This is a genomic window from Pseudomonas sp. HP_12 (genome assembly GCF_055283955.1).
In genome coordinates, this window is the sequence record NZ_JBTOQG010000045.1 from 42,748 (window position 1) to 61,420 (window position 18,673).

The following is an 18,673-nucleotide window of genomic DNA, read 5'->3' on the forward strand; positions in this document are numbered from 1 at the left end:
CGCAGACAACATGACACGCAGGGGTGCTTTCCATGTTTAGACGTGCGGCACGGCGACCTGACCCCACGTCAGGCCGCCGGCGCGATTACCGATGCAGGCGCAAATCCAGGGTCATCGGCAGTTCATCGTTGAGGGTCAGAACAGGAACCTCCAGTTTGCCGGGGCTGTGGCCCACCCGGAAAAACCGCGCCAGACGTCGGCTTTCCGCTTCGTTGGCGTTCACCGGCAGGGTTTCGTAATTGCGCCCGCCAGGGTGGGCGACATGATACTCGCAGCCCCCCAGCGAACGCTGCATCCAGGTGTCGAGAATGTCGAAAACCAGCGGCGCATGCACCGGGATCGTAGGCTGCAAGGCATTGGTCGGCTGCCAGGCGCGATAACGCACCCCCGCGACGAATTCGCCCACGCGCCCGGTCGGCCGCAGCGGCACCGGCACGCCATTGCAGGTGAGCATGTAACGCTGCGGCGGCAGGCCGGTGACCTTCAGCTGCAAGCGCTCAAGGGATGAGTCCACATAACGAACGGCGCCACCCGCTGCACCCTCCTCGCCCAGCACGTGCCACGGCTCCAGGGCCTGGCGTAGCTCCAGCTCGATACCGCTGACGGTGTAATCGCCGACCTTCGGAAAGCGAAACTCCAGATGCGCCGCGAACCACTCCGCGCGCACGGGATAACCGGCGCTGTTGAGCTCGGCGATGACGTCGGCGAAATCCTGCTCAATGAAATGCGGCAGCATGAAGCGGTCGTGCAGCTCGGTACCCCAGCGCGCCAGTTTCGCCGGTGCATAGGGTTCGCGCCAGAAACGCGCGACCAGTGCCCGCAGCAACAGCTGCTGCGCCAGACTCATGCGTGCGTGGGGCGGCATCTCGAATGCGCGCAATTCCAGCAGGCCCAAGCGGCCAGTAGCGCCGTCGGGCGAGTACAGCTTGTCGATGCAGAATTCCGCGCGGTGGGTGTTGCCGGTCACGTCGATCAGCAGATTGCGCAGCAGCCGGTCCACCAGCCACGGCGCGCATTCTTCGCCCGGCGCGGGCATTTGCGAGAAGGCGATTTCCAACTCGTATAACGAGTCGTTGCGCGCTTCGTCGACCCGCGGCGCCTGGGAGGTCGGGCCGATGAACAATCCGGAGAACAAGTAGGACAACGACGGGTGGTTATGCCAGTAACTCAACAGGCTGCGCAGCAGATCCGGTCGGCGCAGGAAGGGCGAGTCGCCCGGCGTCGCGCCACCGAGGACAAAATGGTTGCCGCCGCCGGTGCCGGTGTGGCGCCCGTCGATCATGAATTTCTCGGTGGTCAGCCGGGTCAGGCGCGCCTGTTCGTAGAGAAACTCGGTGCGTTCGACCAGCTCATCCCAGGTGGACGACGGCTGCACGTTCACTTCGATCACGCCCGGATCCGGGGTAATGCGGAAGTTCGCCAGACGCGGATCGCTCGGCGGCTCATACCCTTCCAGCAACACCGGGCAGCGCATGTCCTCGGCCGTCGCTTCGATGGCGGCGACCAGTTCCAGATAGGCCTCAAGGGATTGCAGCGGCGGCATGAACAGATACAACCGCCCGCCCCGCGCCTCGGCACTCAAGGCGGTGCGGGTCAGCCAATCGGCGGACTCGTCGATCTCGGGTTCGCGCTCGACGCCCGGGTCGCTCTGCTCTGCCAAGCCGTCCAGTCGCGACTGAACTTCGTCGCGGTCGGGCAACTCGGCAAATGTCTGATTGTGGTCGGTCAGGTGGATGTAGGGATACTCGGCAGCCTTGACCCAAGGCTGGGAAGCCAGTGGCAGGCGATAGCCCAGCGCGGAGTCCCCCGGCACCAGACGGCAATGCTCGTCGCGCAGGTACCAGCGACCGCTCTGCCAATGATCGTCGGCGGCGGTTCGCGCCAGCGGCAGCACGTGGCCGATGATGGTGTCCAGCCCTTGGGAAAACACTTTGCGCAGGCGCTCGCGTTCAAGGGGGTCCTCAAGACGCGACGCTTCGGCGCTGACGTTTTTCGGCAGCGCGCCCTCACGCCACAGGTAATAGAAACGGTCTTCGTAGGCCGGGAAAACGTAGCGCGCCGGCAGCTTCAGCCGCTCGGCCACGCTACGCAGGAAACTGCCCGCCATCTCGCTGTCGGCGCCGTAGTCCCGAGTTTCGTCAGCGACCAGCGCGTTGTTGCGCCACACCGGTTGCCCGTCCCGGCGCCAGAAACAGTTCAGCGACCAGCGCGGCAATTGCTCACCGGGGTACCACTTGCCCTGACCAAAATGAACGATGCCCTGGGGCGCGTAATGATCTCGCATGCGCTGGTACAGCTCGGCCGAGAGCAGACGCTTCTTCGGCCCCAGTGCGGCGGTGTTCCATTCATCGCCGTCACGGTCGTCGATGGACACAAAGGTCGGCTCGCCGCCCATGGTCAGGCGCACGTCGTGTGCCATCAGGTCGTTATCAATCTGCCGGCCCAGCGCCTGAATGTCCTGCCACTGCTCTTCGGTGTAGGGCTTGGTGACGCGGGGCGCCTCCCAGATGCGCTGCACCGACATCTCGTGGGTGAACTCGGTGTTGCAGGGCTCGACCATGCCACTGATCGGCGCCGCTGAAGACGGCTCGGGGCTGCACGCCAGCGGAATGTGACCCTCACCGGCAAACAAGCCGGACGTAGCGTCAAGGCCCACCCAGCCAGCGCCGGGCAGATACACCTCGCACCAGGCGTGCAAATCCGTGAAATCAACGTCGGTGCCGGATGGTCCGTCCAGCGCTTTGACATCGGCCTTGAGCTGAATCAAATACCCGGACACAAACCGCGCAGCCAAACCCAGATGTCGCAGTAACTGGACCAGCAACCAGGCGGAGTCGCGGCAGGAACCGGAAGCGTTTTCCAGGGTGTATTCCGGCGTCTGAATGCCCGGCTCCATACGAATCAGGTAACCGATGTCATTGGCCAGACGCTGGTTGAGGCCGACCAGAAAGTCGATCGCCGGAATCGGCGTGCGGTCGATGCTGTCCAGATACGCCTGGAATCTTGGGGTCAGCGGCAGCTTTTCCAGATAGGGCTGCAGCTCATGATGCTCTTCGCGGGCGTAGGTGAACGGGATCTTCTCGGCGTAGGGCTCAAGGAAGAAATCGAAGGGGTTGAACACCGCCATTTCGGCGACCAGGTCCACTTCAATGCGCAACTCGTCAGTCTTTTCCGGGAACACCAACCGCGCCAGGTAATTACCCTGCGGGTCCTGCTGCCAGTTGATGAAGTGGTTTTCAGGAAGGACTTTCAGCGAATACGACAACACGCGCGTGCGGCTGTGGGCCGCCGGGCGCAAGCGGACAATCTGCGGACCCAGCTCAACCGCGCGTTCGTAGCGGTAATGCGTGACATGGTGCAAGGCAATGTGAATCGACACGGCGTGCCTCCTGCGAGCCTGGACGGTAACGGAGCTGCGCAAGACTTATGCCACCCCGGCAAATCAGGCGCCTCCGGCGTGGAGGTAGCTTGTTCAGCCAAGCACAGCACCAAAATCGCGCCCGCTTCAACGAATGGTGCAAGGGTCGCACGGAAATGAGGCGGGTGGGGTTATTTGCACCGGAATGCAAAACGCCAGCTCGAAAGCTGGCGTTTTGGTGGAGCGAAGAAGCGTTGGCGCGAGGGCGTTAGCGTGGAAAGACCGGCTGACGCGTTGGCTTCTTGCCTTTGCCGGGTTTGGCCGCATCCGAGCGATCCTTGGCTGCCTGCTTGTTACGAGCAGCCGCCGCGGCCTTGGCCTCTTCGCGCTTGTCCCAAGGTTTGCTGCCGTCGCTGCCGCGTTGTGGCAAGCCGGTGTGCTGCGTCAGGATCTTGGTGGTCCTGGCAACCTTGTGGCTACCGGCCGGCGTCGAGTTCTTGCGGCGCGCGCTCTGATAGGTGTCGGTTTCCGGCTGGTGCAGCGGGATCAGCTGATGCTTGCCCGGCCCGATCAGATCGGCACGGCCCATTCGCTCCAGCGCTTCACGCAGCATCGGCCAGCCCTTCGGATCGTGGTAGCGCAGGAACGCCTTGTGCAGACGGCGCTGCTCTTCGCTCTTGACGATGGTGACCGAGTCGCTCTTGTACGTGACCTTGCGCAGCGGGTTCTTGCCGGAGTGGTACATGGCCGTCGCACTGGCCATCGGCGACGGATAGAACGCCTGCACCTGATCCGCACGGAAGCCATTGCCCTTGAGCCACAGCGCGAGGTTCATCATGTCTTCGTCAGTCGTGCCCGGATGGGCCGCGATGAAGTAAGGAATCAGGTACTGCTCTTTGCCCGCTTCCTTGGAGTACTTCTCGAACATGCGCTTGAACTTGTCATAGCTGCCAATGCCCGGCTTCATCATCTGGTTGAGCGGACCTTCTTCGGTATGCTCAGGCGCAATCTTCAGGTAACCGCCGACGTGGTGGGTGACCAGCTCCTTGACGTACTCGGGCGATTCGACAGCCAGGTCGTAACGCAGACCGGAGGCGATCAGAATCTTCTTCACGCCGGGCAGTTCACGGGCGCTGCGGTACAGCTGAATCAATGCCGAGTGATCGGTATTCAGGTTCGGGCAGATGCCAGGGAACACGCACGACGGCTTGCGGCACGCGGACTCGATCTCCGGGCTCTTGCAAGCGATGCGATACATGTTCGCCGTCGGACCGCCGAGGTCGGAAATCACGCCGGTGAAGCCGGGGACCTTGTCACGGATCTCTTCGATTTCGCGAATGATCGAATCGTGGGAACGGTTCTGGATGATCCGGCCTTCGTGCTCGGTGATCGAGCAGAACGTACAGCCGCCGAAGCAGCCGCGCATGATGTTCACCGAGAAACGGATCATGTCGTAGGCCGGGATCTTCTCCTTGCCGTACACCGGGTGCGGGATGCGCGCATAAGGCATGCCGAACACGTAGTCCATTTCTTCGGTGGTCATCGGAATGGGCGGCGGATTGAACCAGACGTCGACTTCGCCGTGCTTCTGGACCAGCGCGCGGGCGTTGCCCGGGTTGGTCTCAAGGTGCAAGACGCGGTTGGCGTGAGCGTACAGAACCGGGTCGTTACGGACCTTCTCCATCGACGGCAGCCGGATGACCGTCTTGTCGCGGGTCATGCGCGGGCTCGCCAGAATCTGCACGACCTTCGCTTCGTTCGGATCCTCGACGTCACCCTTTTCCTGCTCGATGGCGCAGGCCTGGGTGTCTTGAGTGTTCACGTACGGGTTGATGATCTTGTCGATCTTGCCTGGACGGTCGATACGCGTGGAGTCGACTTCGTACCAGCCTTCCGGCGTATCACGACGAATGAATGCCGTGCCGCGCACGTCAGTGATGCTTTCGATCGTCTCGCCATAGGACAGGCGAGTGGCCACTTCGACGATGGCTCGCTCGGCGTTGCCGTACAGCAGGATATCGGCGCACGCGTCGATCAGGATCGAGTTGCGAACCTTGTCCTGCCAGTAGTCGTAGTGAGCGATGCGGCGCAGCGATGCTTCGATGCCACCCAGAACGATCGGCACGTTCTTGTAGGCTTCCTTGCAACGCTGACTGTAGACCAGACTCGCACGGTCCGGACGCTTGCCCGCCATACCGCCCGGCGTGTACGCATCGTCGGAGCGAATCTTTTTGTCGGCGGTGTAGCGGTTGATCATCGAATCCATGTTGCCGGCCGCGACGCCGAAGAACAGGTTCGGCTCGCCGAGCTTCATGAAGTCGTCTTTTGACTTCCAGTCAGGCTGCGCAATGATCCCGACGCGGAAGCCCTGGGACTCCAGCAGCCGGCCGATGATTGCCATGCCAAACGACGGGTGATCGACGTAGGCATCACCCGTGACAATGATGATGTCGCAGGAATCCCAGCCAAGCTGATCCATTTCTTCCCGGCTCATGGGCAGGAAAGGCGCTGGTCCGAAACATTCGGCCCAGTACTTCGGATAGTCAAATAACGGCTTGGCTGCTTGCATATCGATGACCAGTGTTCGTGTCTGGGGGCGATTTTCGCTTGGAAATTCGCGGGCGCGGAGAATAGCACAAATTTTGATCAAATCCGACGGCACAGGTCGGATTAGTGGTTAGCCCTGAACCGGCTACCTACTCATCATCATCAAAGTTGTAACTGCCCGGCGCGAGGTTTTCGAAGCGGGTGTACTTGCCGATGAACGCAAGCCGAATGAACCCGATCGGGCCGTTCCGCTGCTTGCCGATGATGATTTCAGCGATGCCCTTGTGTTCGGTCTCGGGGTGATACACCTCATCCCGGTACACGAACATGATGACGTCGGCGTCCTGCTCGATCGCTCCGGATTCCCGCAAGTCGGAGTTCACCGGGCGCTTGTTGGGACGTTGCTCAAGGGAGCGGTTCAGCTGGGACAGCGCGACCACCGGGCAATTGAATTCCTTGGCGAGCGCTTTGAGGGAACGGGAGATCTCGGAAATCTCGTTCGTCCGGTTATCCCCGCTCGAGCCAGGGATCTGCATCAGCTGCAGGTAGTCGATCATGATCAGGCCGATGTCGCCGTGCTCGCGGACAAGACGCCGCGTACGCGCACGCATCTCCGACGGGCTGATGCCAGCCGTGTCGTCGATGAACAGCTTGCGATCGTTGAGCAGGTTGACCGCCGACGTCAGTCGCGGCCAGTCATCGTCATCCAGCTGACCGGAACGCACCTTGGTCTGGTCGATACGGCCCAGCGACGAAAGCATACGCATGATCAGCGATTCGCCTGGCATCTCCAGCGAGTAGACCAAAACCACCTTGTCGCTGCGCAGCACCGCGTTTTCCACAAGGTTCATCGCGAAGGTGGTCTTACCCATCGACGGACGGCCTGCGACGATGATCAGGTCAGACTGCTGCAAACCGCTGGTCTTTTCATCCAGGTCGGCGTAGCCCGTGGAAAGGCCAGTGATGCCGTCGCCGATGTTGAACAGCGTATCGATGCGGTCAATCGCGCGGGTCAGCAGGTCGTTGACGCTGACCGGGCCGCCCGTCTTGGGTCGCGCTTCGGCAATCTGAAAGATCTGCCGTTCGGCCTCGTCGAGAATCTCTTCAGCGGTGCGCCCTTCCGGGTTGAACGCACTGTCGGCAATCTCGGTGCTGATGCCGATCAACTGGCGCAGCGTCGCGCGCTGACGAACGATCTGGGCGTAGGCCTTGATGTTCGCGACGGACGGAATGTTCTTCGCCAGTTCCGACAGGTAACCCAGGCCGCCGACCTGGGAGGTCTGGCCTTCCTTGTCGAGCTGCTCGGCCAGGGTGACGACGTCGATCGGTTGGTTCTGATCCGCCAGCTTGGCGATGGCGCGAAATATCAGACGGTGGTCATGACGATAGAAATCGCCATCCGACACCTGATCAAGCACGCGCTCCCAGGCGTTGTTGTCCAGCATCAAACCACCGAGCACGGCCTGTTCGGCCTCGATGGAATGCGGCGGCACCTTCAGGGCAGCGGTTTGCAGATCATATTGCTCGGGAGCGGAGATGTCGTTCATGGCCACACGGAAATCAGGGGGTTGAATCAGGATACTCAGAAATGACAAAGGGCACGACCTGCGAACAGGAACGTGCCCAATGCTAACCGACCGAGGAGCGAGTCGTCAGTCGGTCAGACTTCTGCACCGAAGCGCAGAAACCATACTGCTTAAGCAGCTACAACAACAACGCGAACGGTAGCTTCAACATCGCTGTGCAGGTGCACGGCTACGTCGTATTCGCCAACGTTACGGATGGTGCCGTTCGGCAGACGAACTTCAGACTTGGCCACTTCAACGCCAGAGGCGGTCAGTGCGTCAGCGATGTCGTGAGTACCGATCGAACCGAACAGCTTGCCTTCGTCACCAGCGGTGGCAGTGATGGTCACTTCCAGCTCAGCCAGTTGGGCAGCACGAGTTTCAGCAGAAGCTTTCTTCTCGGCGGCAGCTTTTTCCAGCTCAGCACGACGCTCTTCAAACGCGGCCACGTTGGCAGCGGTTGCAGCGGTTGCTTTGCCGAAAGGCAGCAGGAAGTTACGACCGTAGCCAGCCTTAACGTTTACTTTATCGCCCAGGTTGCCCAGGTTGGCGACTTTTTCCAGCAGGATGAGTTCCATTTGGTAAAACCTCTTAACTTTAACCTTCACCGTTCGCAGAACCGTTATCGGCATCTTTCGACGCCAGACGGCCGCGAAAATCAATCAGGCTGTCGACAATGGCAATCACCACCAGCAACGGATAGATCAGCTGCATGAACAGCAACAGCGTGACGTACAACCCCACCAGCCAGAACCGTGTCAGGCGCTTTTCAGCCACCAGACCGTGAATCAGGGCCAGGCCCGCGAACATGAGCGGTACGCTGCACAACGGTGTCAGCATCGCCAGTTGAGGACCGAAGTTCGGCCCCACCAACATGCACACCAGCAGCACCAGCATCGGTGCCCGCGGGAGTTTGAGGCTGCGAAATTCGCGCCCGAAACCGCCCGGGTTATACAACAACGCCTGCCAGTACCGCCCAAGGATCAGGCATACCACGCTGACGATCTGCAACAACGCTGCAATCAGGCCGTTGAGGACGGGTGTAATCAGTGCCCCCAGACGCGCTCGCTCTTCTACCGACATCTGCTGGTAGACATCACCGAAGACGTGGGGCAAGAGCTTTTGCAGCTCCCCCGCCATGGCCTCGATGGGCTCGCGAAACACCGCGCCCAGAACCACTGCATACAACAATCCAACCGCTACGCTGACCAGCAGCACGCGGACCCAGGACTCGCTGGCGCGCAACACGGCGGCCAACCCCCAAGAACCCAGCAACACCATCAGGGTGCGGGGTTCACCGAAATACCACCAGACCAAAGCCGGCAGCAGAGCCCAGGCGAGGACGCCTAAGGCGTCACTCATCCCGCGTCGCAGGAGCACAAGGCAACCTGCGGCAGCACTCAACCAGAACAACAGCGGCAATGCCGCACATCCAACCACTACGAGAGTGGCCTGCATGCGGCCGCGCATGATGAATTCAGCCATGGCGCGCATGCGATCTATCCCTTACTGCGTTTGTCGACTACCTGGTCTCAGCGGCCGTGGCTGTCGGTGTAGGCCAACAGGGCCAGGAAGCGGGCGCGCTTGATAGCGGTAGCCAGCTGACGCTGATAACGAGCTTTGGTACCAGTAATGCGGCTAGGAACGATCTTGCCGGTTTCAGATACGTAGGCTTTCAGGGTGTTGAGATCTTTGTAATCGATCTCCTTCACATTTTCAGCTGTGAAGCGGCAGAATTTACGACGACGGAAGAAACGTGCCATGTAATGGGCTCCTCAAAAGGTCCGTGGATTACTCGTCAGCGTTATCGCTGTTGTCGCTGTCATCACCATCGGCGCCATCGGCGTCGGAGTGCTCAGGACGGTCGCGACGCTCACGGCGCTCACTGCGGTTTTCTTCAGCCTTGAGCATTTCGGACTGGCCAGTAACAGCTTCGTCGCGACGGATGACAAGGTTACGGATCACGGCATCGTTGTAACGGAAGTTGTCTTCCAGCTCGGCCAGAGCCTTGCCAGTGCACTCAACGTTCAGCATCACGTAGTGAGCCTTGTGAACATTGTTGATTGCGTAGGCCAGTTGACGACGGCCCCAATCTTCCAGACGGTGGATCTTGCCGCCGTCTTCTTCGATCAGCTTGGTGTAACGCTCTACCATGCCGCCGACTTGCTCGCTCTGGTCCGGGTGAACCAGAAAGATGATTTCGTAATGACGCATGAATGCTCCTTACGGGTTGTAGCCTGCCGCCAAAGCGGTCAGACAAGGAGTGAATAACACTGGTTTATCTTGCACAGGAACAGGCACATGAGCGCCTGCCATGACAGCAAGGGACGCGATTGTAGAGAAGGGGTCGGAGGGGCGCAAGGAGATTGGTGAATATTTGAACAATGGCTTTGAGCTACAAGCTACAAGCTACAAGCTACAAGCTACAAGCCAGAGCGTGACTGGCTCGAGCTTGAGGCTTGCAGCTTGCAGTTCGCTACTGACAACTACTTCTTGGCAGCCGCGCGCTGGCGCAGGGCTTCGAACAGGCAGACGCCTGTCGCGACCGAAACGTTGAGGCTGCTGACGCTGCCCGCCATCGGCAGACGTACCAGATAATCGCAATGCTCGCGGGTCAGGCGGCGCATGCCTTTGCCTTCAGCCCCCATGATCAGGATGGTCGGGCCAGTCAGGTCCTGCTGATACAACTCTTGCTCGGCCTCACCTGCGGCACCGACAACCCACAGGCCGCGTTGCTGGAGTTTTTCCAGCGTACGCGCCAAGTTGGTCACGGCCACGAGGGGAATAACCTCAGCCGCGCCGCACGCCACTTTTCGCACGGTCGGGGTCAAAGTCGCGGACTTGTCTTTCGGCACGATCACCGCCAGCGCACCGGCCGCATCGGCGGTCCGCAGGCAGGCGCCCAGGTTATGCGGATCGGTGACGCCATCCAGCACCAGAATCAGCGGCGGACCTTCGGTGCGGTCGAGCAGCTCGTCGAGCATCGCCTCGCCCCAGACCTGGCTCGGACTGACATCTGCCACCACGCCCTGGTGAACGCCCTCAACCCAGGCATCCATTTCGCGGCGCTCGGCCTGCCCCACCGACACGCGGTTCTGCGCAGCGAGCTCGATGAGCACCTGAACCCGTGGATCGCTGCGCCCTTCAGCCAGCCAGATCTGCTTGACCCGCTTCGGGTGATGACGCAACAGCGCCTCTACGGCATGAACACCGTAGATTTTTTCCAGCTGACTCATGACTTGGCCTTAGGTTTGCGAACGCTGCCACTGCTTGCGGAAGAAGCCGAGCCCGATTTCGACGAACCCTTGCGGTGCTTGCTCGACTTACCGGAAGCGCCAGCGGAATCACTCGTCGACTTTCCCGACGATGCCTTGCTACCACCCTTGGCTTCAGTCAGCAGCGCTTTCTTCATTTCACGACTTTTGCGCACTTCTGCGTTCTTGGCAGCCGCATCACTTGGCCGATAAGCCTCGGCAACAGGCTCTTTCGCGGTCCGGCGACCGGACTTGGAAGCAGACGAGGACTCCTTGGAATCCTTGCCCTTCTCTGCCGCGGCAGGCTCTGACGTCCGACGCTTGCGGCCAATCGGTGCGCTGGTGGTTTTCTCGGACATTTCGAAATCGATTTTGCGCTCGTCAAGATCAACACGCATGACACGCACTTCAACGGTGTCGCCCAGGCGGAAGCTGCGGCCTGTGCGCTCGCCGGCCAGACGATGGTGGACCGGATCAAAGTGGTAGTAATCACCCGGCAATGCGGTGACATGAACCAGGCCTTCGACATAGATATCGGTCAGCTCGACGAACAGACCAAAGCCGGTCACAGCCGTGATCACGCCCGGGAACGACTCGCCAACGCGGTCTTTCATGAACTCGCATTTCAGCCAGTTCGTGACGTCGCGGGTGGCCTCATCGGCACGGCGTTCGCTCATCGAGCACTGCTCGCCCAACTGCTCGAGCATCGCTTCGTCGTACGGGTAGATGCGCGCTTTCGGAATGACGGGAGCACCGGCACGACGAACGTGCGGCGTTTCCTGCTTGGAGCGGATCACACTGCGGATCGCCCGGTGAGTCAGCAAGTCCGGGTAGCGACGAATCGGCGAGGTGAAGTGGGTATACGCTTCGTAATTCAGGCCGAAATGGCCATGGTTATCAGAGCTGTACACCGCCTGACTCAACGAACGCAGCATGACAGTCTGGATCAGGTGGTAATCCGGACGGTCCTTGATGGTTTCGAGCAGCGCCTGATAATCCTTCGGCGTCGGGCCGTCTTTGCCCTTGTGCAGGGAAAGACCCAGCTCGCCGAGGAAGGCGCGCAGCTTTTCCAGACGCTCGGGCGGCGGACCGTCGTGGACGCGATACAGGGCAGGGATCTCGTGTTTCTTGAGAAACGCTGCAGTCGCCACGTTCGCCGCAAGCATGCACTCTTCAATCAGCTTGTGCGCATCGTTGCGAGTGGTCGGGCGGATCTCGGCGATTTTGCGCTCGGTCCCGAAAATGATCCGGGTTTCCTGGGTTTCAAAATCGATGGCACCGCGAACGTGCCGGGCGCCCAGCAGCACTTTGTACAGCGCATAAAGCTGCTTCAGGTGCGGCACGACGTCGCCGTATTGCTCGCGCAGCTGCTTGGCTTCGGCGGCTTTTGAATGCTCCAGCATCGAGCTGACCTTGTTGTAGGTCAGACGCGCATGGGAGTGGATCACGGCTTCGTAGAAAACGTAGTCAGTCATCTCGCCGGTTTTGGAGATGGTCATCTCGCAAACCATTGCCAGACGATCAACCAGCGGATTCAGCGAGCACAGGCCGTTGGACAGCTGTTCAGGGAGCATCGGGATCACGCGCTCGGGGAAATACACCGAGTTGCCGCGAACCTGAGACTCAGCGTCGAGCGCCGAGCCAAGCTTCACATAGCTCGACACGTCGGCGATCGCCACGTAGAGCTTCCAGCCGCCGGAGAACAGGCGCAGCTTGCCGGGCTTGGCTTCGCAGAAAACGGCGTCGTCGAAGTCGCGGGCATCTTCACCGTCGATGGTCACGAACGGAAGGTGACGCAGATCGACGCGGTTTTCCTTGTCCTTCTCTTCCACTTCAGGCTTGAGCTTGGCGGCTTCTTTCAGCACAGCCTCAGGCCAGACGTGAGGGATGTCGTAGGTACGCAGCGCGACATCGATCTCCATGCCGGGCGCCATGTAATTGCCCACCACCTCAACCACGTCACCTTGGGGCTGGAAGCGCGGTGTCGGCCAGTGGGTGATTTTCACCTCGACGAACTGACCGATCTTGGCGCCGTTGTTACGGCCTGGGGTGATCAGCACTTCTTGCTGGATTTTTGGGTTGTCCGGCTGGACGAAACCGATGCCGCTTTCTTCGAAGTAGCGACCCACCACGGTTTCGTGTGCACGGGAAATGACTTCGACGATCACGCCTTCCCGGCGACCGCGACGGTCCAGACCCGAGACGCGCGCCAGTGCACGGTCGCCATCGAACACCAGACGCATTTGCGCAGGGCTCATGAACAGGTCGTCGGAGCCGTCATCTGGCACCAGGAAGCCGAAGCCGTCACGGTGACCGCTGATGCGGCCCAGAATGAGGTCCAGCTTGTCGACCGGCGCGTACGTGCCGCGGCGGGTGTAAATCAGTTGCGCATCGCGCTCCATGGCGCGGAGCCGACGCCGCAAGGCCTCGATCTGATCTTCAGTCGTGAGGCCAAACTCTTCCACCAACTGCTCACGGGCGGCGGGCGAACCGCGCTCGGAAAGGTGCGCCAGAATCAGCTCACGGCTAGGGATGGGGTTTTCGTATTTTTCCGCTTCACGAGCGGCCTCGGGATCGAGGGACTGCCAATCGGCCATTAGAATGAGTTCACCTTATCTGGATGTAATTAGTTTGGCATATACCAGATTGAAACGCGAAGACAGCATTTGCTGGGACTTTTCGCTATTTCAAATTATTTTTGCACGGGGGCTTTACAGCCCTCAATCTCCTCCGTAAGATGCGCCCCACAACGACGGCACTGCCAAGTTGTAGTTGAAATCAAACGAAATATCGAATGAAATCAACGAACTGCCCAGATGGTGAAATTGGTAGACACGCCAGCTTCAGGTGCTGGTGACCGCAAGGTCGTGGAAGTTCGAGTCTTCTTCTGGGCACCAATTCAACGAAACCGAGCTTAGGCTCGGTTTTGTGCATTTTGCGGTTTGAAAAGTCAAGCCTGGCAAAACTGCCCTCAGCGTAGATCACTTCTCCCTGCCCTGTCCCACGCGGCAAATGAATCGCTCAACCGCCTCCCGAAGAAATTCAAAAATTCAGTTGCACTCCCACGAAAAATCTAATTAAATCAGCGCCATGCCCAGATGGTGAAATTGGTAGACACGCCAGCTTCAGGTGCTGGTGACCGCAAGGTCGTGGAAGTTCGAGTCTTCTTCTGGGCACCAAACAAACAAAACCGAGCCAAGTGCTCGGTTTTGTGCTTTCTGGGGGGCTGCAATACCCCCGTCCGTACAGGCGACTACGCACGGAACTGCCCAAGACTCGCCTTGAGCTGAGCAGCAAGCCTGTCAAGCGTCTTGCCGCTGGCGGTTGTTTCCACCACGGCCTGCGCAGCCTTCTCGGCTTGAGCGTGAATGACTTCTACGCGCCCTCGTACTGCTTGCGCGCCTTGAGCCTGATGCTCTGCCGCACGGGTCGCTAAACCAATCGCCGCATGAACCTGCTCGACAGACAACTGCACCGACTGCTGTAGCCGCGCGCTGTCCTTCAATACCGCCAAGCCTTCTTTGGCCTGACGCCCGGCCAGACCAATCGTGGCCACCGCTTCGCGTGCCCCGGATTGCAGCTTGGCGATGTGTTCCTGAATATCGCCCGTTGAGCTTTGCGTCTTGCTCGCCAACGCGCGCACTTCATCGGCGACAACGGCGAAACCTCGACCGGTCTCGCCCGCACGCGCTGCCTCAATGGCCGCGTTGAGGGCAAGCAGGTTGGTTTGCTCGGCGATGCCATGGATCACTTCCAGCACCACTTCAATCTGCTGGCTTTGCTGCGCCAGCCGCTCGATGACCTGGGAACCGGTCTCCACCTGCCCGGCCAGCGCCTCAATCAGGCTGCCCACCTGATTGGAGGTGCGCGTGTTTTCATCGGTCGCCTGACGAATGTCCACCACCTGCCGCAATGCTGCCTGCATCGCCTGGCTCTCGGCCTGCGCCTCGTCAGCCATCTGCGCCAGCGCTTGAAGGCTGGCAGCCACTTCATCACGCTGCAACTCGGCGGCAGCGCCGGCGCCCGCATTGCGTTTGCTCATGGCGCCGATCTCAACCCCCGTCTGTTGCGCCACATCGCCCGCCTCTCGAACGATCGGCTGCAATTTGTCGACGAAGCGGTTCACCGCCGCAGCCATATCGCCTATCTCATCGTTGCTGTTGAGTTTGACGCGCTTGGTCAGATCGCCTTCGCCTGCTGCCAGATCATCCAGCGCACGATTGAGCAGCTGCAAGCGCAACACGACGCGGCGCCCCAGCACGATGGCCAACACCACCAGCACACCGAGTCCCACCAGAGACAGCCCGACGCCGATTCTCCAGCGCAACGTGGACGCAGCCTCCTGTACAGCGGAACTGGTATTGGCTGCCATCGCAGTGGCCGACGATTGCGCCGTTTGCAGACGCGAGCGCAATGCGGCAGAACTCTCGGCCGCAGCGCCGCCCAGACTTTCCGAAACCAGTTGATCACCGCTGCCGATCAACGCGACGAAGCGTTTGTCCAACGCCGCCAGATTCTCTTCCACCGACGTGGTCGATACGCCCATGCGTACTTTGCCGATTTCCACACCGTTGGGGCTGATCGAAGCCTCGACGTAATAAACCGAAGGATCCTTCTGCGCCGCATTCAGGACCTTGTCCATGGCACGCTCGCCCTCGCCTTTCGCCAGCAGGGCCTTGATCGATTCGTTCTCACGATTCAGATAACGCGTCAGGTGCTCACCTTGAGCATCGTCGTAGACCACAAAAAGCACGTTCGGATTGCGTTGCGCACGGCGCGCGAACTCCGACAGCGTTGGCGTATCGCCATCCCACATCGCCCGTGGCGCGACAGCAGCCAACAGCTCGGCCATGTCCGTCGCTGAATCCCGCAGGTCTTTCTCCAGCGTCGCACGCAGCTGCTTCTGTTCATCTTTCAGACGCGTCGACAGGCCCGCGCTCAGGCGCTGACGTGTATTTTGCGAAAGACTGTCCAGACTGGACGTTACGTCGCGGCTTGCCTGTTCCAGTTCGCCGGTCAAGTGTTGCGAATCTACACTCAGCCGCGCCGCCAGTTCAGCCTCGAGCGCAGTAACGGTGCTCCGAGTGAGGGCGACGGCAACCAGCACCTGCACCACAAGGGCGATACCAAGAGCAATGAATACGGGTCGCAGCAAGCGACTGCGCAGAAGAGAAGTAACAGCCGACACAGGAAATCCCCCACAACACACGCCATTAAAATGATGGCATCGCGTAATACGTGGAATCACAGCAAGGGTCGTGCCGCAGTGGCGGGTTTGATTGAGGTGCAAGCCAACGGGCAAAACAAAGGGCCGCCGAAGCGACCCTTTGTTTGTGTTTCAACGACTTATCAATCGAACGGGTGACGCAGAACGATCGTCTCGTTGCGATCAGGCCCCGTCGAAATAATGTCGATCGGTGCGCCAACCAGTTCTTCAAGGCGCTTGATGTAAGCGCGAGCGTTGGCAGGCAGCTCTTCCAGGGTCTTGGCACCCAGGGTCGACTCGGACCAGCCCGGCACTTCTTCGTACACCGGCTCCAGGCCGATGTAGCTGTCAGCGTCGGTCGGGGCGTCGATCACTGCACCGTTCTCGTTCTTGTAGCCCACGCAGATGTTGATGGTCTCGAGACCGTCAAGCACGTCCAGCTTGGTCAGGCAGATGCCCGAGATGCTGTTGACGTCGATGGCGCGGCGCAGGATAACAGCGTCGAACCAGCCACAGCGGCGGGCACGGCCGGTGGTTGCACCGAACTCGTGGCCACGCTTGGCCAGGAACGCGCCGACGTCGTCGAACAGCTCCGTCGGGAACGGACCCGAACCCACGCGAGTGGTGTAGGCCTTGGTGATGCCCAGGATGTAATCCAGGTACATCGGACCCATGCCCGAACCGGTGGCGATGCCGCCGGCAGTGGTGTTCGAGCTGGTGACGTACGGGTAGGTACCGTGGTCGATGTCCAGCAACGAACCCTGGGCACCTTCGAACATGATGTCTTTGCCGGCGCGACGCATTTCGTGCAGCGTCGCGGTCACGTCGAGCATCATCGGCTTGAGCAGCTCGGCGTATTCCATGCACTCGTCGAGTGTCTTCTGGAAGTCGATGGCCGGCTCTTTGTAGTAATTCACCAGAACGAAGTTGTGGTAATCCAGCAGCTCGCCCAGCTTGGCGGCGAAGCGTTCGCGGTGGAACAGATCACCAATGCGCAGGCCACGACGCGCAACCTTGTCTTCGTAAGCCGGGCCGATGCCACGACCGGTCGTGCCGATCTTGTGCTCGCCACGGGCTTTTTCACGGGCCTGATCAAGGGCCACGTGATAGGACAGGATCAGCGGGCAGGACGGGCTGATGCGCAGACGCTCGCGCACCGGAATGCCTTTCTCTTCCAGCTTGGTGATTTCGCGCATGAGTGCATCAGGCGCAACAACCACACCGTTGCCGATCAGGCACTGCACGCCTTCGCGCAGAACGCCGGACGGAATCAGGTGCAGGACGGTTTTCTCGCCGTCGATCACCAGCGTGTGGCCAGCGTTGTGGCCGCCTTGATAGCGCACTACCGCGGTTGCATGTTCGGTCAGCAGATCAACGATCTTGCCTTTGCCCTCATCACCCCATTGGGTGCCCAGGACTACGACATTCTTACCCATAACACTTGTCCTCATTCGCGCAAACTTGGTGCCGGCAGCGGCCGGCGGGGAAACTCAAGAGGCCAGCGGCATTACCTGCCAACGCTCGCCCTGCTGAATCAATTGCCGATCGCAGTCGGCGTCTTGCGCCGCTGAAACCGGTTGGCCTGGCAAGGCCTGAACCACACGCTGACCTTCTGCGCGCAGCTGACAGACCTTCTGCCACAGCACCGCATCAGTGCTGTCCGGCATCCAGATACCGCCTGACGGTAGCTCGATCTGCGCCTGACCGCGTGTCACCAGGGTTTTCAGATCGGTGGAAAACCCCGTCGCCGGGCGCGCACGACCGAAGTCGGCACCAATGTCATCGTACCGACCGCCCTGGGCGATCGACTGGCCAACACCCGGGACGAACACCGCAAACACCACACCGGTGTGGTAGTGGTAGCCGCGCAATTCGCCGAGGTCAAAATACAACGGTAGCTCAGGAAACCGGGCCGACAGACGTTCGGCGATTTCCTGCAGATCATCCAGCGCTTCGATGACCGGCGCCGGCGCATTCGCCAGACGGTCGCGAGCCTGTGCCAACACGCTACGGTCGCCACACAGATCCACCAGCGCGCGCAGCATGCTGGCCAGATCCGCCGACAGACCTTCGGTCAACGCACTGACCTCGTCGATGGCTTTGCGCTGAAGTGCATCAAACAGCTGTTGCTCGACTTCGCCGGACAACCCGGCAGCGCGGGCAAGGCCGCGGTAAATCCCGACGTGGCCCAGGTCCATATGGACGTCCGGCACGTCAGCCAGTTGCAGCATCGCCAACATGAGGCTGATGACTTCGACGTCGCTGCTCGGGCTCGCATCGCCGTACAGCTCGGCACCCAGCTGGATCGGGCTGCGCGAGGAAGACAACGCACGCGGCTGGGCATGCAGCACGCTGCCTGCGTAGCAGAGACGGCTCGGGCCTTCACGGCGCAAAGTGTGTGCGTCGATGCGGGCGACCTGCGGCGTGATGTCCGCGCGGAACCCCATCTGCCGACCCGATTGCGGGTCGACGACTTTAAAGGTGCGCAGATCCAGATCCTGGCCCGCACCGGTGAGCAGCGATTCGAGGTATTCGATGTGCGGGGTGACGACAAACTCGTAGCCCCAGCTCTGAAACAGATCCAGCACCTGACGACGCGCGACTTCAATACGCGCAGCTTCCGGCGGCAGTACTTCTTCGATGCCATCCGGCAGCAGCCAGCGGTCAACCGTTGCCATTACGCCTTTCCCCTATGATCCGGGCGGCCGGCCCTTGGGCAAGCCTTGAGTGAAGCAGACAGCAT

The 18,673-nt window shown here is 60.5% G+C and carries 12 protein-coding genes and 2 tRNA genes; 2 read left to right on the forward strand and 12 right to left on the reverse strand.

Features of this window, described 5'->3' with window-relative positions; all coding sequences use genetic code 11:
- Positions 1–85: 85 nt before the first annotated feature.
- The 9 genes from ACYASU_RS20585 to rnr all read right to left on the reverse strand — a co-directional run bounded on the left by ACYASU_RS20585 (position 86) and on the right by rnr (position 13,321).
- Positions 86–3,379, reverse strand: a complete 3,294-nt coding sequence (locus ACYASU_RS20585) for a transglutaminase family protein (protein WP_463583876.1) — start codon at positions 3,377–3,379, stop codon at positions 86–88.
- A 247-nt stretch (positions 3,380–3,626) separates the two neighbouring features.
- Positions 3,627–5,927, reverse strand: a complete 2,301-nt coding sequence (locus tag ACYASU_RS20590; protein ID WP_282367766.1) for a YgiQ family radical SAM protein — start codon at positions 5,925–5,927, stop codon at positions 3,627–3,629.
- 127 nt (positions 5,928–6,054) lie between these two features.
- A complete protein-coding gene (gene dnaB, locus ACYASU_RS20595) occupies positions 6,055–7,452 on the reverse strand; it encodes a replicative DNA helicase (protein ID WP_065987793.1) in 1,398 nt (465 codons plus the stop codon).
- Between the two features lie 149 nt (positions 7,453–7,601).
- Complete coding sequence (gene rplI, locus ACYASU_RS20600; RefSeq protein ID WP_122533812.1) at positions 7,602–8,048, reverse strand: 50S ribosomal protein L9; 447 nt, start codon at positions 8,046–8,048, stop codon at positions 7,602–7,604.
- A gap of 19 nt (positions 8,049–8,067) precedes the next feature.
- A complete protein-coding gene (locus ACYASU_RS20605) occupies positions 8,068–8,964 on the reverse strand; it encodes a hypothetical protein (RefSeq protein ID WP_463583877.1) in 897 nt (298 codons plus the stop codon).
- Between the two features lie 38 nt (positions 8,965–9,002).
- Positions 9,003–9,233, reverse strand: a complete 231-nt coding sequence (rpsR, locus tag ACYASU_RS20610) for a 30S ribosomal protein S18 (protein WP_037015707.1) — start codon at positions 9,231–9,233, stop codon at positions 9,003–9,005.
- A gap of 28 nt (positions 9,234–9,261) precedes the next feature.
- Entirely contained in the window at positions 9,262–9,684 is a 423-nt protein-coding gene (gene rpsF, locus ACYASU_RS20615; protein WP_065987796.1) for a 30S ribosomal protein S6, read from the reverse strand.
- Between the two features lie 272 nt (positions 9,685–9,956).
- Positions 9,957–10,706 carry a 23S rRNA (guanosine(2251)-2'-O)-methyltransferase RlmB gene (rlmB, locus tag ACYASU_RS20620; protein WP_463583878.1) on the reverse strand — a complete coding sequence of 250 codons (750 nt, stop codon included), beginning with the start codon at positions 10,704–10,706 and terminating at the stop codon, positions 9,957–9,959.
- Complete coding sequence (gene rnr, locus ACYASU_RS20625) at positions 10,703–13,321, reverse strand: ribonuclease R (protein ID WP_463583879.1); 2,619 nt, start codon at positions 13,319–13,321, stop codon at positions 10,703–10,705. Before rnr ends, rlmB begins: the two co-directional genes overlap by 4 nt.
- Positions 13,322–13,534: 213 nt before the next feature.
- On the opposite strand from rnr, the gene ACYASU_RS20630 reads away from it, so the two are divergent.
- Positions 13,535–13,621 (forward strand) — tRNA-Leu (locus ACYASU_RS20630).
- A gap of 195 nt (positions 13,622–13,816) precedes the next feature.
- Positions 13,817–13,903: transfer RNA gene (locus ACYASU_RS20635), tRNA-Leu, on the forward strand.
- 74 nt (positions 13,904–13,977) lie between these two features.
- Here ACYASU_RS20635 and ACYASU_RS20640 read toward each other — a convergent pair.
- The 3 genes from ACYASU_RS20640 to ACYASU_RS20650 all read right to left on the reverse strand — a co-directional run bounded on the left by ACYASU_RS20640 (position 13,978) and on the right by ACYASU_RS20650 (position 18,608).
- Positions 13,978–15,912: a methyl-accepting chemotaxis protein gene (locus ACYASU_RS20640; RefSeq protein ID WP_346629333.1), complete on the reverse strand. Its 1,935-nt coding sequence runs from the start codon at positions 15,910–15,912 to the stop codon at positions 13,978–13,980.
- Positions 15,913–16,073: 161 nt separating this feature from the next.
- Positions 16,074–17,366, reverse strand: a complete 1,293-nt coding sequence (locus tag ACYASU_RS20645) for an adenylosuccinate synthase (RefSeq protein WP_122533816.1) — start codon at positions 17,364–17,366, stop codon at positions 16,074–16,076.
- Between the two features lie 54 nt (positions 17,367–17,420).
- Positions 17,421–18,608 carry an ATP phosphoribosyltransferase regulatory subunit gene (locus ACYASU_RS20650; protein WP_463583880.1) on the reverse strand — a complete coding sequence of 396 codons (1,188 nt, stop codon included), beginning with the start codon at positions 18,606–18,608 and terminating at the stop codon, positions 17,421–17,423.
- Between the last annotated feature and the right edge of the window lie 65 nt (positions 18,609–18,673).

Excerpts from the sequence above, each read along its gene's own strand:
- ACYASU_RS20650 (WP_463583880.1), bottom strand. The coding sequence starts at position 18,608 with ATGGCAACGGTTGACCGCTGGCTGCTGCCGGATGGCATCGAAGAAGTA.
- rpsF (WP_065987796.1), bottom strand. The coding sequence starts at position 9,684 with ATGCGTCATTACGAAATCATCTTTCTGGTTCACCCGGACCAGAGCGAG.
- ACYASU_RS20645 (WP_122533816.1), bottom strand. The coding sequence starts at position 17,366 with ATGGGTAAGAATGTCGTAGTCCTGGGCACCCAATGGGGTGATGAGGGC.
- dnaB (WP_065987793.1), bottom strand. The coding sequence starts at position 7,452 with ATGAACGACATCTCCGCTCCCGAGCAATATGATCTGCAAACCGCTGCC.
- rnr (WP_463583879.1), bottom strand. The coding sequence starts at position 13,321 with ATGGCCGATTGGCAGTCCCTCGATCCCGAGGCCGCTCGTGAAGCGGAA.
- ACYASU_RS20605 (WP_463583877.1), bottom strand. The coding sequence starts at position 8,964 with ATGCGCGCCATGGCTGAATTCATCATGCGCGGCCGCATGCAGGCCACT.
- rplI (WP_122533812.1), bottom strand. The coding sequence starts at position 8,048 with ATGGAACTCATCCTGCTGGAAAAAGTCGCCAACCTGGGCAACCTGGGC.
- ACYASU_RS20590 (WP_282367766.1), bottom strand. The coding sequence starts at position 5,927 with ATGCAAGCAGCCAAGCCGTTATTTGACTATCCGAAGTACTGGGCCGAA.
- rlmB (WP_463583878.1), bottom strand. The coding sequence starts at position 10,706 with ATGAGTCAGCTGGAAAAAATCTACGGTGTTCATGCCGTAGAGGCGCTG.
- rpsR (WP_037015707.1), bottom strand. The coding sequence starts at position 9,233 with ATGGCACGTTTCTTCCGTCGTCGTAAATTCTGCCGCTTCACAGCTGAA.